The following is a 16,308-nucleotide window of genomic DNA, read 5'->3' as shown; positions in this document are numbered from 1 at the left end:
CGGCCGCTGTGGCCTATTCCGCCCCCAATTCCCATAGAGAAGGACGAACGAGACCGGGCGAAGATTCCCGCGTGGCGAAAAAATCCGGCCAACCGCCCGCCAAAGTTGCCACCAGCGGCCGGTCGTGTCCCTCCGGATCGCGGTGGCAATCTCCCCTAATGCCCGGACAACTCGCCATCTCTCGCCTGCGATGCGGAACTTCACCCGCCGGACACGTCTTCGAGTTACCTGTGGGGCGGTAGTAGGCTCGCGCCGTTTGCTGACGGACATGAACACCCCCGACCTGCGGGGGTCGAGCTGGGGGAGGCCATGCGCTTTCGCGGGAAGTCGATCCGCCGGAAGATCGTGGCGCTGCTTCTCGTGCCGCTCGTGTCCCTGACCGGCGTCTGGGCGTTCGCCACCGTGTTCGCCGGCCGGGAAGTGGCCCAGCTCTTCCGCGTGTCCGACACCGTCGAGGACATCGGCTACCCCGCCGAGGACACCGTCCGCGCCCTCCAGCAGGAACGCCGTCAGGCCCTCGTCTACCTCGCCGACCCGCGGGCCTCCGAGGCCCTGTCCGCACTGCGGCGCACCCGCGCCGCCACCGACCGGTCGATCACCGTGCTGCGCCGGAACGCCGAGGACCAGGACACCCGGGACGACCTGGAGGCGGACGACCGCGAACACCTGGCCGCCGTCCTGGACTCCCTGGACGACCTCGGCTCCCTGCGCCACAGCGTCGAGGAGCGCTCCCTCACCCGGGCCCAGGCATTCGGCCTCTACAACCGCCTCGTCGACCCCTGCTACGCGCTGCTCGCCTCCCTCGTCGGCATCGACGACGTCGAGGTCGAGAAGCAGGCCCGCGCCCTGGTCAACCTCACCCGGGCCCGCGAACTGCTCGCCCGCGAGGACGCCCTGCTCGGCTCGTCCCTCGTCGTCGGCCGGCTCACCCGGGACGAGGCCCGTCAGATCTCCGACCTCGTCGCCCAGCGCACCCTGCTGTACGACATCAGCCTCCCGCTGCTGCCCGCCGCCGAACGCGCACGCTACGAACGCTTCTGGAAGAACCCCACCACGGCACCCCTGCGCGGAGCCGAACGGACCGTCGCGGCCATGGACTCCGGCACCCCCCGCGGGGTCACCGCCAAGAGCTGGGACTCCGCCGCGGCCACCGTCCTGGACGAACTGGGCACCCTGGACGACCAGGCGAGCGACCGCTACCAGGACCGCATGCGCCCGGTGGCCGTCGGCGTCATCGCGCAGGCGGCCGTCGTCGGCCTCCTCGGACTGATCGCCCTCCTCGTCTCCATCGTCCTGTCCATCCGGATCGGCCGCGCCCTCATCCGCGACCTGCGCCAGCTGCGCCTGGAGGCCCACGAGGCGTCCGGCGTCCGGCTGCCCAGCGTGATGCGCCGGCTGTCCGCCGGGGAGCAGGTCGACGTCGAGACCGAGGTGCCGCGCCTGGAGTACGACAAGAACGAGATCGGCGAGGTCGGACAGGCCCTCAACACCCTGCAGCGGGCCGCCGTGGAGGCCGCCGTCAAGCAGGCCGAGCTGCGCGCCGGGGTCTCCGAGGTCTTCGTCAACCTCGCCCGCCGCAGCCAGGTGCTGCTGCACAAGCAGCTCACCCTGCTCGACAGCATGGAGCGCCGTACCGAGGACACCGACGAACTCGCCGACCTGTTCCGCCTGGACCACCTCACCACCCGCATGCGCCGGCACGCCGAGGGCCTGGTGATCCTCTCCGGTGCCGCGCCCTCCCGGCAGTGGCGCCGCCCCGTGCAGCTGATGGACGTGGTCCGCGCCGCCGTCGCCGAGGTCGAGGACTACGAGCGCATCGAGGTCCGGCGCCTGCCGCGGGTCGCCGTCACCGGACCCGCCGTCGCCGACCTCACCCACCTCGTGGCCGAACTCCTGGAGAACGCCACGGTCTTCTCGCCGCCGCACACCGCCGTCCAGGTCGTCGGCGAGCGGGTCGCCAACGGCTTCACCCTGGAGATCCACGACCGGGGCCTCGGTATGACGGCCGAGGCGCTGCTCGACGCCAATCTCCGCCTCGCCGAGACGCCCGAGTTCGAACTCTCCGACACCGACCGGCTGGGCCTGTTCGTCGTCAGCCGGCTCGCCCAGCGCCAGAACGTCCGGGTCTCCCTCCAGCCGTCGCCGTACGGCGGCACCACCGCCGTGGTGTTCATCCCCGACGCGCTGCTCACCGAGGACGTCCCCGACACCAACGGCGTCGGTTTCCGGCTCGACCGGGACCGCGCGGGCAACGGCGCCGAGCAGGCGCTCGGCCGCGGCGGGCGGTCCCCGGAACCGCTGCGGCTGCCCGGCCCGCCGACCTCCGTGCTGGACGGCCCCGTCGAGTTGGAGGCGCCCGTCGATCTCGACGCGCTGGAGGACTTCCCCGGCGCCCTCCCGGACGAGGACAGCGAGCGCGGCGGCCTGTTCCGGCCCCGCCGGTCCCGCCCGGGCGGCGACGAGCAGCCCGCCGGCCGGCCGGCACGGGAGAACGGCGACCGCGGGGCCGTACCGCTGCCCCGGCGGCAGACCCCCAAGCTGGTCAGCTCGCACGGCAAGCCCGTCACCGACCAGCGGCCCCGCCGCGGCGAACCGGCCCCGGGATCCACCGCCGGACCGGAGGCCCCCGACCCGGGCGGACTGGCCCCCCTGCCCTCCCGCCGCCGCGGCACCGCCGCCCGGCGCTCCCCGGCCGACCCCGCCGGCGACCGGCCCGGGACCCCGGCTCCGGGCGGCGGCGAGACCCCCGACGCCCCGGAGCTGCCCAGGCGCACCCGGTCCCGGTCCTTTGGCCCCGGCGGTCCGGGAGACCAGGCGCCGCCCCCCGGCGGCACCACCGCGCCCGCCGGCGACCCGGCCCCGCAGCCGGGCGCCGGCCCGCTGCCCCGGCGGGTACGCCAGGCGAGCCTGGCCCCCCAGCTCAAGCAGGACACCGAACGGCGCGCCGGGCGCGCGGCGCAGCCCGCCGACCGGGACGCCGACGAGGTCCGCAGCCGGATGGCCTCGCTCCAGCGCGGCTGGCAGCGCGGCCGGGAGGAGAACGCCGCGGGCGACGGGGCACACAACGGCACAGCACAAGGAACGACCAAGGGAGACGGTCGATGACCGCACCGAAGGCCACCGGCCACACGGCGACGAACAAGGGGGAGCTGAACTGGCTCCTGGACGACCTGGTGGACCGGGTCGCCAGTATCCGCAAGGCCGTCATCCTGTCCGGCGACGGATTGCCGACCGGGGTGTCCAAGGACCTGGCCAGGGAGGACAGCGAGCACCTGGCCGCCGTCGCGTCCGGCTTCCACAGCCTCGCCAAGGGCGTGGGCCGCCACTTCGACGCGGGCGGCGTCCGGCAGACCATCGTGGAGCTGGACGGCGCCTTCCTCTTCGTCACCGCCGCCGGCGACGGCAGCTGCCTCGCCGTCCTCTCGGACGCCGACTCCGACGTCGGACAGGTCGCCTACGAGATGACGCTGCTGGTCAAGCGGGTCGGCGTGCATCTGGGCACCGCCCCGCGCACCGATCTGCCCGCAGGCGGGTAGTGGGATGGCATGAGCGGAGACGGTCAGGGAAGAAAGCACTGGTTCGACGACGAGGCCGGGCCGGTGGTCCGGCCGTACGCCATGACGCGTGGTCGCACCACGAGTGAGGGCCAGCATCGCCTCGACCTGATCGCGGTGGTCGTCACCGAGCTCGACGCCGACGACCCGGAAACGGACCCGACGCTGTCCCCCGAGCACGTGGACATCGTCGGGCTGTGCCGGGACGAGCCCCAGTCGGTCGCCGAACTGGCCGCGGAACTCGACCTGCCCATCGGCGTGGTCCGCGTGCTCATCGGCGATCTGGTGCACACCGGCTACGTCCACGTGACCCGCCCGGTGCCGCCGGCCGAGCTGCCGGACGAGAGTATTCTGCGCGACGTGATCAACGGCCTCCGGGCGCTGTGACCGGCGCGAGAGCGGGGTAGTGACGTGACTGGCCGGCAGTTCCGGGTGGACCGAGGCGGCACCTTCACGGACATCGTCGCGCGGCGCCCGGACGGCCGGCTGCTCACGCACACGCTGTTGTCCGCCCTGACCGGTCCCGAAGCCATGCGGCGGGACTGCGAAGAACGTCATCGCGCCACGTACTCTCACCCTCGACCGCCCCGTGGTGATCGAAGCCCCCGGTCTCTCCGCCCTCGCCCCGTGCGAAGGCCGCGCCCAGGCGCCCGGCGCCGCCCGTCCGCACACCGGCGGCCACTGGCGCGACGTACCCCTCCACCGCACCGCCGCGTGCCGCCGCACGGCATGGCCGGCGGCGCACCCGGAACGCTCGGCGCCCACCGGGTGGAGCGGGCCGACGGCACGGTCACCGGCCTCGGCGGGAGCGGCTCGGCCGACGTCCGCGCCGGAGACGTACTCGTCATCGAAACCCCCGGTGGCGGCGGCTACGGCCGACCGTCGCCCGACCCCCATCAAGCAGGAGAAGAGATCGATGATCTTCGGGCGTTCTGAGCGCGGCAAGCCCCCGGTCGAGCCCGTCACGCTCAAGATCCTCGTGGCCGGCGGCTTCGGCGTGGGCAAGACGACCCTCGTCGGCGCGGTCAGCGAGATCAGACCGCTGCGCACCGAGGAGCTGCTCACCGAGGCCGGACGGCCGGTCGACGACATCAGCGGTGTGGAGGGCAAGCACACCACCACGGTGGCCATGGACTTCGGGCGCATCACCCTGCGCGAGAACCTGGTGCTCTACCTCTTCGGCACACCCGGGCAGGAACGGTTCTGGTTCATGTGGGACGAGCTGTCCGAGGGCGCGCTCGGTGCCGTCGTCCTCGCCGACACCCGCCGCCTGGAGGACTGCTTCGCCGCCGTCGACTACTTCGAGCGGCGTTCCATACCCTTCCTGGTCGGCGTCAACTGCTTCGACGACGCCGCGCGCTACCCCGCCGAGGCCGTCCGCCAGGCACTGGACCTGGACGACGGCGTGCCCCTGCTGCTGTGCGACGCCCGCGACCGGGAGTCGGTCAAGGAGGTGCTCATCGGCCTCGTCCGGCACGCGATGGCGCACACGGCCGAACGCCGCCGGGCCGCCACCGGCTGACCGCCTCCCGCGCCCCCTTGCGGACACGGCCCGTACCCCCGCCGACCGGGGTACGGGCCGTGCGACAGGACGCACCCGTGCCCTGGTGCCGGATAACACCGAAAATGTACGGCGATGTCGTCTGACACCGGGAAGTTTTCACCGGCGTCGCAGGGGCGTCAAGGCTGTGGACGGCGGCGGTGACAGCGGCCCCCCTGCCGCCTCCCGGACACAGGCGCGCCGCGACGGCCGTTCACCGCTGTGGCTCGGCGGCCGCGAACCCGGTCTGCGCGGGGGCCGGTCCGGGAACGCCGCGCCGGACCTCCTGGCCGGGCAGCCCGGCCCGGCCGAGCACCCAGCTGCCGCCGCGCAGCGCCTTGGCCGCCTTCTTCAGCGGAGCGAGCTGGGCGGCGGCCTGGTGGTGGTCGCCGACGCTGCCCGGAGCGCAGACGACGGTGGCCAGGGACAGCGTGACCGGCCGTCCGCCCGCCGTCCAGGACGCGTCCAGCACCGCCGCCGCCAGCGGATCGAGCGCCTCCTCGTCGGCCAGCACCAGGAAGTCGTCCCCGCCGATGTGCCCCACCCGCGCCTGCCCCGCCGCCCGCTGGAGCGCGCCGCCGACCGCACGGATCAGCTCGTCGCCCGCGGCGAACCCGGCCCCGTCGTTGACCTGCTTGAAGTGGTCGATGTCCAGCCAGCTCAGCGCGAACGCCCGTCCCTCGGCGATCCGCCGGTCCACCTCGCCCACGATCGCGTCCGAACCGGGCAGCCGGGTCAGCGGGTTGAGCCCGGCCGCCTCCTCCACCCGGCTCTCGGCCAGCGCCCGCACCAGGTCCGCCAGCCGTACGACCCCCACGCACCGGCCCCGCTCGTCCACCACCGCCACATCGTCCGAGGTCCGGTCCCGGCCGCCGACCGCCACCACGTCCAGTACCTCCCAGGCCGTCGCGTCCACCCCGACCGTGCGGGGCGGGTCGCCCAGCTTGTACGCCGGCCGGTCGGCGTACAGGGCGTGCCCGTAGCGGGTGGACATCGACAGCAGGAACCGCGAGCGGTGCACCGACCGGACGGGCCGCCCGGCCGGGTCCACCAGCAGCACCCCGGAGACATCCGGGGAGCCGGTCAGCAGGGTCCGTACCCGCTCCGCCGAGGCGGACAGCGGCAGTACGGCGGCGGGCCGCACGAACTCGCGCACCGACGGACCGGAACGGGGTACGGTCGGGGCGCCGGGCGCGAGGGACGGAACGTATACGTCCACGGCGGGGATCCGGGCCGGCGGCGCGAACAGCTCGCCCTGCGCCAGCTGCGCACCGGCCGCCAGGGCCGCCGCGCACTGGTGCTCGGTCTCCACGCCCTCCACCGCCACCAGGGCGCCCAGTTCCTCGCACAGTGTCCGCATCGCCCGTACCGCGGCCGGCCGCGCCAGCAGCGAGGCGTCGAGCTTGACCAGGCCGGGGGAGAGGTCGGTGAGCAGTCTGAGTGGTACGTCGCCGTCCCCGATGCCGTCCGCGCTGATCCGGAACCCCTGCTCGCGCAGGGCGGCCACCGCCTCCAGCAGAGCCCGGTGCGGGACGTGCGTATAGGGCGGGACGATGTCGAGCGTCACCTCCCAGGGCATGCGTCCCGCGCCGCGCACGGCGTCGTGCAGCGGGGTGAGGCCGCCGAGGTCGGCGAGCGTGGCCGCGAACACGTTCAGGTGCAGCGGCAGCAGCGTCTCCTTGCGCGCCGCCGCGCGGAACGCCAGCACGGCCAGCCTGCCGTCCAACTCCGGGTCCCGGCGGGCCTCGGCCAGGATGTCGCCGGTCTCCGGGCGGGCGAGTGTCTCCAGTGCGGCGACCGCGCCCGTCCTCAGGTTGACCACCGGCTGGAAGGCGAAGCGGAGAGTATCCGTCCAGGAGTGCACGGGAGCATGATGGGCGCCGCCCGCGCACGCCCGGGCGCAGTTCATGAGACGTTCACGCAGGATTCCGTGGCGGTCACACAGAGTGGTCCGGCCCGTCCCGCGCCGGCCCGTCCCGCTCACCGTACGGCGATCGCCGAGGACCCGTGTCCGAACAGCCCCTGGTCGGCGGTGATGCCCACCCGCGCCCCGGCGACCTGACGGTCGGCGACCACCGGGTTACGGGTGTACGGCAAGGTGCTTCCCGGGAAAGCCCGCTGACGAGCCGTCAGAAGTGTGCCGCGGGCAACCGGAAAATGCGCAGGCCACAGCGGTGAACCGAAGGGCCCCGGACGGCGTCGTGTTACAGCGGGGGCGGCCGGGACCGACGGGGGTGATTCCGGCCGCCTCTTCCCGATCCGCCCGTTCTTGACGGCTCACTGCCGGAACGCGCTCCTCCTGTGATCGGATACAGTCCGCGCGTGTCCGAAACTCAACAACCCACTGTCAATTCCGCGCCGGACTCGCACTGTTCGAGCTGCGGAGCGCCCTTTGGAGAGGGCATCTCCGGCTGGCCGCGCACCTGCCCGTCCTGCGGGACCGTCGCCTACCGCAACCCGCTGCCGGTCGCGATCGCGCTCCAGCCCGTGTACGACACCAAGGGCACCGCCCTGGTCGTCATCACCCGCACCGTCGCCCCCGCGCGCGGAGGCACGGCCCTGCCCGGCGGCTACGTCGACGACCGCGAGGACTGGAAGCACGCCGTCGTCCGCGAACTCAGGGAGGAGACCGGCATCGACGCGGCCGCCCGCGACGTACGGCTCGTGGACGCCATGAGCGCGCCCGACGGGCACCTGCTGCTGTTCGGGCTGCTGCCGGAACGCCCGGCCGACGCACTGCCGGCCTCCGCCCCCACCGACGAGACCGAGGGCTGGCACCTGCTGCGCAGGCCCGAGGAACTCGCCTTCCCGCTGCACACCGTGGCCGTCAAAGCCTGGTTCGAGGGCCGCTACGTGTGAGCCGGGCGGTTCACCCCAGCCCGCGCACGCGCACCGGGTAGGGCGGCTCGGCCGCGCCGTCCTCCCGCTCCCGGGTCACCACCACCCGTCCGGCCCGCTCGCGGGCGGCATAGCGCTCGATCTCCGGCGCGTCCCACCCGTCGCCCGCGTCCCGCACCACCAGACCACCCCCGGCCCGCCCGCGCGCGGGCGCCCACACCTCCAGTTCCAGCCCGCCGTCGCCACCCCGCACGGGCAGCACCGACCCCGCGCGCGCGAACACCGGCACCCGGGACAGCGGCGCGTCGACCACGACCTGCGCGGGCCCCTCGTAGACCTCCTCCGTCGCCGTGTCGTACCAGCGGCCCCGCGGCAGCCGCACCACACGCCGGCCGGCCCCGGGCTCCAGCACCGGCGCCACCAGAAGACCGTCGCCCAGCAAGAACGCGTCCTCGCAGTCGCGCAGCGCCCGGTCCTCCGGCGACCCCCACCACACCGGCCGCACATAAGGCGCCCCGGTCCGCCGGGCCAGATGCGCCAGCGTCACGAAGTACGGCAGCAGCCGCCGGCGTTCGAGCAGCGCCGCGCGCGCGTGCTCCAGCACCTCGGCACCGAACTCCCACGGCTCCCTGCGCCCCGCGCGCGGACCCGCGTGGGTCCGGAACAACGGCAGGTACGCGCCCAGCTGGAACCAGCGCAGATACAGCTCCGGCGACGGACTGCCGTCGGAGCCACCCACGTCCGGACCCGAGTACGGCACCCCGCACAGCCCCAGCCCCAGCACCAGCGCCAGCGACGCCCGCAGCCCCGGCCAGCCCGCCGCCACGTCCCCCGACCACGTGCCGCCGTACCGCTGCGACCCCGCCCAGCCCGAACGGGAGAGCACGAACGGCCGCTCCTCGGGCGCCAGCTCGCGCAGCCCCTCGTAGGCCGCCCGGGCCATGCACAGCGCGTACACGTTGTGCGCCTCCCGGTGGTCACCGCCGCGCCCCTCCAGGGCGTGCCGGGCCGAACGCGGCAGCGTCGGCTCACCGAAGGCGCCGAACGACGTGGGCTCGTTCATGTCGTGCCAGAACCCCGCGAAGCCCTGCTCCAGCCGCTCCCGGTAGAGCCCGCCCCACCACGCGCGCACGCGCGCGTGCGTGAAGTCCGGGAACACCGACTCGCCGGCCCACGCCAGGCCCTCCACCGTGCGGCCCCGCGCGTCCCGCACGAAGGCGTCCACCGCGCCGCCGCCGTCGTACACGGCCCCGCCCGGCTCCGCCCGCACCGCCGGTCCCACGGCCGACACCAGCCGGATCCCGTCCCGGCGCAGCTCCTCCGCCAGCACCGGCAGCTTGGGGAAACGTTCCTGATCGACGGTGAACACCCGGTGGCCGTCGTAGTGGCCGGCACCGAGGTGCACGGCGTCCAGCGGCAGCCCCCGCTCGTGGTAGCCCGCGACGGTCCGGCGCACGTCCTGCTCGCCGTCGAAGTCCCACCGCGCGTGCTGGTGCCCCAGGGCCCACACGGGCGGCAGCGCGGGCGCCCCGGTCAGCGAGGCCCACGTGTACAGCACGCGCGCGGGAGTGCCCACCACCACCCAGCAGCGCAGCGGGCCGCCGTCCATGTGCACCTCGCAGCGCCCCGCCCGGTCGTGCCCGGACCCGGCGCCCTCCTCGCCCTCCCGCAGCACCACCGAGCCGTCCCAGGTGGTGTCGTGGAACACCAGGTGCGTGCCCGCGTCCGCCACCACCAGCTGCACCGGCATGGTCAGATACAGCGGATCGTCATCCGGCCCGAACGCCCGGCCGGGGTCGGTGTTCCACAGCCGGTACCTGCCGTCCCGCAGCCGCGGACCGGACGCCCGCCCGCCCAGCCCGAAGAACCGGGCGTCCGCCGCCACCTCCGAGCGCTGCATCCACCGCGCCGCGCCCCCGCCGACCGGCTCCCACCAGCGCGGCGGCAGCTCCCGCCGTAGCACCACCCCGCCCGGCGTGCACACCTGCACCGCGCCGTGCCGCGACACGACCACCGTCACCCGCTCCGCCACCACCCGCCAGCCGCCGTCTTTGTCCGGCTCCAGCACCGCCCGCGGATCCGGCTCCGGACCATCGCCCGCGAGTGCGTACGACGGCAGCGGGCCCGCGCCGTCCCAGCCCCAGAACACTGCTCCGTTCGCCGCCACGACGATCCGCAGCTCGGAACGGGCGAACCGGATCAGACCGCCGCCCGGACCCGGCTCCACGTCCCGCACCTGCCCCGGCACCCGGGCCAGTTCCGGCCCCCGCCGCGGCAGCCCCTCGGCGTCGATACGCCTCCTGCGCCACGCGGCCCGCATGGTGCGCAAACCCCGAGCCGCCCTCCCCGAACCGACCACACTCACCGAACGCACCAGGTCACGACCGTCCATGCTGCTCACCCTGCCACTGAGCGCCCCACGCGCGCGTGCCGTTCAACTGCCGTTCACCCGTGGCCGGGCCACATCTTCACGACAGCGACTATGTGGGGCGAACCCTGGTGCAGAAGTCGATCACATGGCATCGTCCGTGTCAGCCGCGTCACGCGCACACCCCAGCCCGTGCGCGGACCGACGCACACGACGCGCACAGCCCGGGAGGCTCCCATGTCGACCGCGAACCCCCAGCCGCTCTGGCAGCCCGATCCGGAGCGGATCGCCAAGGCCCGCATCACCCGGTTCCAGGCATGGGCCGCCGAACACCACGGCGCCCCGGCCGAGGGCGGCTACCCGGCCCTGCACCGGTGGTCCGTCGACCGGCTCGACACCTTCTGGAAAGCCGTCACGGAGTGGTTCGACGTACGCTTCTCCACGCCCTACGCGCGCGTGCTCGGCGACCGCGCCATGCCCGGCGCCCAGTGGTTCCCCGGCGCCACCCTCAACTACGCCGAACACGCCCTGCGCGCCGCGGCCGACCGCCCCGGCGAACCCGCCCTCCTGTGCGTGGACGAGACCCACGAACCCCGCCCGGTGACCTGGTCCGAGCTGCGCCGCCAGGTCGGCTCCCTCGCCGCCGAACTCCGCGCGCTCGGCGTACGCCCCGGCGACCGCGTCAGCGGCTACCTCCCCAACATCCCGCAGGCCGTCGTCGCCCTCCTCGCCACCGCCGCCGTCGGCGCCGTATGGACGTCCTGCGCCCCCGACTTCGGCGCCCGCAGCGTCCTCGACCGCTTCCAGCAGGTCGAACCCGTCGTCCTGTTCACCGTCGACGGCTACCGCTACGGCGGCAAGGAGCACGACCGCCGCGAGATCGTCGCCGAACTGCGCCGCGAACTGCCCACCCTGCGCGCCGTCGTCCACATCCCGCTGCTGGGCACCGACGCCCCCGAAGGCACCCTGGAATGGTCGGCGCTGACCGCCCAGGACACCGAGCCGGTCTACGAGCAGGTCCCCTTCGACCACCCGCTGTGGGTGCTGTACTCCTCCGGCACGACCGGCCTGCCCAAGGCCATCGTCCAGTCGCAGGGCGGCATCCTGGTCGAACACCTCAAACAGCTCGGCCTGCACTGCGACCTCGGCCCCGAGGACCGCTTCTTCTGGTACACCTCCACCGGCTGGATGATGTGGAACTTCCTCGTCTCCGGCCTCCTCACGGGCACCACGATCGTCCTGTACGACGGCAGCCCCGGCCACCCGGACACCGGCGCCCAGTGGCGGATCGCCGAACGCACCGGGGCCACCCTCTACGGCACCTCCGCCGCCTACGTCATGGCCTGCCGCAAGGCCGGCGTCCACCCCGCCCGCGACTACGACCTCTCCACGGTCGAGTGCGTCGCCACCACCGGCTCCCCGCTGCCGCCCGACGGCTTCCGCTGGCTGCACGACGAGGTTCGCGAGGACCTGTGGATCGCCTCCGTCAGCGGCGGCACGGACGTCTGCTCCTGCTTCGCCGGCGCCGTACCCACCCTGCCCGTGTACACCGGCGAACTCCAGGCACCCGGCCTCGGCACCGACCTGAGCTCCTGGGACCCGAGCGGCCGTCCCCTCGTGGACGAGGTCGGCGAACTGGTCGTCACCCAGCCCATGCCGTCCATGCCGATCCACTTCTGGAACGACCCCGACGGCAGCCGCTACCACGACAGCTACTTCGACACCTACCCCGGCGTCTGGCGCCACGGCGACTGGATCACCGTCACCTCCCGGGGCTCCGTGATCATCCACGGCCGCTCCGACTCCACCCTCAACCGGCAGGGCGTACGCATGGGTTCGGCCGACATCTACGAGGTCGTCGAACGCCTGCCCGAGATCAGGGAGTCGCTCGTCATCGGCGTCGAACAACCCGACGGCGGCTACTGGATGCCGCTGTTCGTGCACCTCGCACCGGGCGCCGTCCTGGACGAGACGCTCCTGGACCGCGTCAAGCGGGCCATCCGCGAACAGCTCTCACCCCGGCACGTCCCCGACGAGATCATCGAGGTCCCCGGCATCCCGCACACCCTCACCGGCAAGCGCATCGAGGTCCCGGTCAAGCGCCTCCTGCAGGGCACCCCCCTGGACAAGGCGGTCAACCCCGGCTCCATCGACAACCTCGCCCTGCTCGCCTTCTACGAGAAACTGGCCCGCGAGCGCGCCTGACCCACCGGAACATCACCCTCCGCACAGGTCCCGGACCCCACCGCGGCGTCCGGGACCGACTCCCTCCACACCAGCCATGACCTGGGGAAACACCCTCCTCACCCCGATCAGCGAGCCCCGGCGGACGGCCGTTGTCAGTGCCGACCGTTACGGTGAGTGAGCATTGATCGACCGCGCATTGGGGGAATTCATGGCGCACACCGACCACCAGACCCTGCGACGCGTCCTGCGCCGCGAGATCGCCGGCACCATCGGCGTCCTCACCGACGACCACGACTTCCGCGCCATGCGGCGCTACCGCAGCTTCACCTTCGACGACCACACGACCTACCTCCGGCACCTGGAGACGGTCCTGAAGACCCGGGCCGCACAGGGCAGCCACACCACACTCGCCCTGTTCGACCCGGAGGACTACGCGGCGTACTGCGCGGACACCGGACTCGACCCGGACGCCTCCGCCAGCCGCAGCCGGTTCACCGCACACCTCGCGGCCACCGGCCCCACCGTGCCCTACGACGGCCGCCCGCTCACCGACCTCCTGCCCCGGCTCGTGGACGAAGCCGTACGCCAAGCCACCTGGGAGTACGCCACCACCCTCCTCACCCGCCTGGGCCCCTGTCCGACCTGCGGCGAGGACATCGGCAGGGCCGCCTTCACCCGCGCCTCCGAACTCCTGGTCCGCATCCTCGACACCGCCCCACCCGGCGAGAGGCACCTCGTCTGCACCGTCTCCGGCCCACCGGACACCCTCGTCTCCGTCCTGCACGGCGAGCAGGACGGCACCGGCGCGACCCGCCTGGACGAGGCGGAGGCCCTGGAGTTCACCAGCGTCCTCGCCCTCGGACTGGCCACCCGCAGCCCCGGCGGACTCGTCATCCGCACCAGCGCCGCCGGCACCGCCGACCGCGTCCACGGCTGGCGACTGCGCGGCGGCGCCCTCGAACCCCTGACGGCCTCGGAAGTCTTCGACGCCTACTGCACCGACGTCGAATCCGGCGACATCGTCCCACCCGAGTCCGGCGTCGACTACGGAGCGGCTCCCGACCTCGGAGACGACGGCACGGCGGCGGCCCACCGCCACTGAGCCACCGCCCACCGCCGGAACGCGGCAGGGGCGCCCCGCCCGAAGGCAGGACGCCCCTGACCGACGGCACCAAGCCACCGGCACGGCCATGGCACCGTTTCGGCTATTCGCCGGACAGCACCGCCTGAGCCGCGGCGCGCGCCTCCTCGGCGCTGTCCGTCGCACGCGCCGCCGCCGCGGCCCGCTCGCACTGCGCCAGCGTGTACTTCGCCAGCGTGGCGCGGACATACGGAATCGACGCCGAGCCCATGGACAGAGAGGTGACACCCAGACCGGTCAGCACACAGGCCAGCAGCGGATCGGACGCGGCCTCACCGCACACCCCGCAGCTCTTGCCCTCGGCCCGCGCCGCCTCGGCCGACAGCGCCACCAGGTCGAGCAGCGCCGGCTGCCACGGGTCCTGCAGCCGCGACACCGCACCCACCTGCCGGTCCGCCGCGAACGTGTACTGCGCGAGGTCGTTGGTCCCCAGCGACAGGAACTCCACCTCCCGCAGGATCGAGCGCGCCCGCAGCGCGGCCGACGGGATCTCGACCATCGCACCGAACTTGGCCTGGAGCCCCGCCTCCCGGCAGGCGTCCGCGAACGCCTTGGCGTCCCGGCGGTCCGCCACCATGGGCGCCATCACCTCGAGGTGGACGGGCAGCCCCTCGGCGGCCTTCGCCAGCGCCGTCAGCTGGGTGCGCAGCACCTCCGGGTGGTCGAGCAGCGTCCGCAGGCCCCGCACACCCAGCGCCGGGTTCGGCTCGTCCCCCGGCGTCAGGAAGTCCAGCGGCTTGTCCGCGCCCGCGTCCAGCACCCGCACGACCACACGACCCTCGGGGAACGCCTCCAGCACCTGCCGGTAGGCCTCCACCTGCTTCTGCTCGGAAGGAGCCTTCTTGCTGTCGTCCAGGAACAGGAACTCGGTACGGAACAGACCGACGCCCTCGGCACCCGCCTCGACCGCCGCCGCCACATCGGCCGGCCCGCCCACGTTGGCCAGCAGCGGCACCTTGTGCCCGTCCGCGGTCGCACCGGGACCCGTCGAGGCGGCCAGCGCCGCCTTGCGCTCCGCGGCCGCGGCCGAAAGCTGCGCCTTCTTCTCCTCGCTGGGGCTGACGAAGACATCACCCGTGCTGCCGTCCACGGCGACCACCGTGCCCTCGGCCAGCTCACCGGCACCCGGCAGCGCCACCACGGCGGGCACCCCCAGCGCCCGCGCCAGAATCGCGCTGTGGCTGGTCGGACCACCCTCCTCGGTCACGAAACCGAGTACGAGGGAGGGGTCCAGCAGCGCCGTGTCGGCCGGAGCCAGGTCCCGGGCCACGAGGACATAGGGCTGGTCGCTGTCCGGGACACCCGGCATCGGCACGCCCAGCAGCCGCGCGACGATACGGTTCCGCACGTCGTCCAGGTCGGCCACGCGCCCCGCGAGGTACTCACCGGCACCGGCCAGCAGCTCCCGGTACGCCGCGAACGCGTCGTACACCGCGCGCTCCGCGGTGCTGCCGACGGCGATCCGCCGGTCCACGTCCGCCATCAGCTCGGGGTCCTGGGCCATCATGGCCTGCGCTTCCAGCACGGCCTGGGCCTCGCCGCCCGCCAGATTGCCGCGCGCCATCAGATCGGCGGCCACGGCGTCCACGGCCTGCCGGGCGCGGCCCTGCTCCCGCTCGGCGTCCTCGGCGGGGATCTGCTTGGCCGGCGGCTCCAGCACCGCCGTGCCCATGTGCCGAACCTCGCCGATCGCCACGCCATGGCTCACGCCGACGCCTCGCAGCGTTGTCTCCATCTCACCCGTCTCCGATAGTGCGGCGGGTCCCGCCGCGGTGGTTGTCCTGTACACCGTCCTGGGACGGCCCGGCCGTCAGTTCCAGGAGAAGAGGCTGTCGCCGGTCTTCACGTCACCACTGTCACGCAGCTCGGAGAGGGACTCGGCAGTGGCTTCCAGGGCGACGACCGGGCACACCGGGGACTTGCCGGCGGCCTCGACGGCGGCCGGGTTCCAGCGGACGACGGCCTGGCCGCGGGTGACCCTGTCCCCCTTGGCGACGAGCAGCTCGAAGCCCTCGCCGTTGAGCTGCACCGTGTCGATGCCGAGGTGGGTGAGCACCCCGTGGCCGCTGTCGTCGACCACGACGAACGCGTGCGGGTGCAGAGAGACGATGACGCCGTCCACGGGCGCCACCGCCTCGGAGGCCTCGCGCGCGGGATCGATAGCGGTGCCCGGGCCGACCATGGCCCCGGAGAAGACCGGATCCGGCACTGCGGCCAGTCCGATGGCCCGTCCAGCGAGTGGGGACGTCACGGTGGTCATGGGAAGCCTCCCAAGGAGTGGAGCTGCTCGCGGACCGTCACCGCCTGTCCCGGACGGCGCACTGAGCAGCAGCGTATGTCAAATGAACTGGCGGTTCCGGATAGAAGCTACCAGCTAGTGGTCTAGACCACCAACCAAGGCGATTTGCATGGCCTTCAAGGCCGCGTGTACAGTCGTAACCCTGCTCGGGGCAAGAGGCACGAAACAGTGCCCAGCCCCTGGCGGCAACCAAACTCATCAGATCCTGATCTCTGGATCTTCTTCTGCGTGCTCGCAGGAGGGTGGTCAGAGAGACGGAAAAACCCTGGTAGAGTTTGAAACACCGAAGGGAAGCGCCCGGAGGAAAGCCCGAGAGGGTGAGTACAAAGGAAGCGACCGTTCCTTGAGAACTCAACAGCGTGCCAAAAATCAACGCCAGAT

General features: G+C 73.3%; 11 protein-coding genes and 1 pseudogene. 8 read left to right on the top strand and 4 right to left on the bottom strand.

What is annotated here, in order from left to right; all coding sequences use genetic code 11:
- Nucleotides 1–309 precede the first annotated feature (309 nt).
- From IH25_RS0134420 to IH25_RS0134405, 5 genes and pseudogenes are all read left to right on the top strand, one after another.
- The gene (locus IH25_RS0134420) at nt 310–3,105 is read left to right on the top strand and encodes a nitrate- and nitrite sensing domain-containing protein (RefSeq protein ID WP_030620036.1); all 2,796 of its coding nucleotides are present in this window, start codon (nt 310–312) and stop codon (nt 3,103–3,105) included.
- Entirely contained in the window at nt 3,102–3,536 is a 435-nt protein-coding gene (locus tag IH25_RS0134415; RefSeq protein ID WP_030620033.1) for a roadblock/LC7 domain-containing protein, read from the top strand. The genes IH25_RS0134420 and IH25_RS0134415 overlap by 4 nt, the downstream gene beginning before the upstream one ends.
- Nucleotides 3,537–3,545: 9 nt before the next feature.
- On the top strand, nt 3,546–3,941 hold the full coding sequence (locus IH25_RS0134410; protein ID WP_030620031.1) for a DUF742 domain-containing protein: 396 nt from the start codon (nt 3,546–3,548) through the stop codon (nt 3,939–3,941).
- 312 nt (nt 3,942–4,253) lie between these two features.
- Nucleotides 4,254–4,490: pseudogene (locus tag IH25_RS42685) on the top strand (hydantoinase B/oxoprolinase family protein); the annotation flags it as partial.
- Nucleotides 4,471–5,076, top strand: coding sequence for a GTP-binding protein (locus tag IH25_RS0134405; protein WP_030620029.1), 606 nt, complete (start codon nt 4,471–4,473; stop codon nt 5,074–5,076). The pseudogene IH25_RS42685 and the gene IH25_RS0134405, both read left to right, overlap by 20 nt.
- Before the next feature lie 232 nt (nt 5,077–5,308).
- Here IH25_RS0134405 and IH25_RS0134400 read toward each other — a convergent pair whose 3' ends face one another.
- Nucleotides 5,309–6,958: a GGDEF domain-containing protein gene (locus IH25_RS0134400; RefSeq protein ID WP_030620026.1), complete on the bottom strand. Its 1,650-nt coding sequence runs from the start codon at nt 6,956–6,958 to the stop codon at nt 5,309–5,311.
- A 458-nt stretch (nt 6,959–7,416) separates the two neighbouring features.
- Between IH25_RS0134400 and IH25_RS0134390 the strand changes: the two genes are divergently transcribed.
- The gene (locus IH25_RS0134390; protein WP_030620023.1) at nt 7,417–7,953 is read left to right on the top strand and encodes an NUDIX domain-containing protein; all 537 of its coding nucleotides are present in this window, start codon (nt 7,417–7,419) and stop codon (nt 7,951–7,953) included.
- Between the two features lie 10 nt (nt 7,954–7,963).
- On the opposite strand, the gene IH25_RS0134385 is transcribed toward IH25_RS0134390, so the two are convergent.
- Nucleotides 7,964–10,324: a glycoside hydrolase family 31 protein gene (locus IH25_RS0134385; protein ID WP_030620020.1), complete on the bottom strand. Its 2,361-nt coding sequence runs from the start codon at nt 10,322–10,324 to the stop codon at nt 7,964–7,966.
- 213 nt (nt 10,325–10,537) lie between these two features.
- On the opposite strand from IH25_RS0134385, the gene IH25_RS0134380 reads away from it, so the two are divergent.
- Nucleotides 10,538–12,505: an acetoacetate--CoA ligase gene (locus IH25_RS0134380; RefSeq protein WP_030620016.1), complete on the top strand. Its 1,968-nt coding sequence runs from the start codon at nt 10,538–10,540 to the stop codon at nt 12,503–12,505.
- Nucleotides 12,506–12,695: 190 nt separating this feature from the next.
- The gene (locus tag IH25_RS0134375) at nt 12,696–13,589 is read left to right on the top strand and encodes a hypothetical protein (RefSeq protein WP_030620013.1); all 894 of its coding nucleotides are present in this window, start codon (nt 12,696–12,698) and stop codon (nt 13,587–13,589) included.
- A 103-nt stretch (nt 13,590–13,692) separates the two neighbouring features.
- Here IH25_RS0134375 and ptsP read toward each other — a convergent pair whose 3' ends face one another.
- Together ptsP and IH25_RS0134365 are read right to left on the bottom strand one after the other, a co-directional pair.
- Entirely contained in the window at nt 13,693–15,363 is a 1,671-nt protein-coding gene (gene ptsP, locus IH25_RS0134370) for a phosphoenolpyruvate--protein phosphotransferase (RefSeq protein WP_030620010.1), read from the bottom strand.
- Between the two features lie 75 nt (nt 15,364–15,438).
- Complete coding sequence (locus tag IH25_RS0134365) at nt 15,439–15,888, bottom strand: PTS sugar transporter subunit IIA (protein WP_030620007.1); 450 nt, start codon at nt 15,886–15,888, stop codon at nt 15,439–15,441.
- Between the last annotated feature and the right edge of the window lie 420 nt (nt 15,889–16,308).

The organism is Streptomyces achromogenes subsp. achromogenes, assembly GCF_000720835.1.
Lineage (GTDB): Bacteria > Actinomycetota > Actinomycetes > Streptomycetales > Streptomycetaceae > Streptomyces > Streptomyces achromogenes.
The sequence above is the reverse complement of the archived record's forward strand: the minus strand, read 5'-3'. Positions and strand labels throughout refer to the sequence as shown.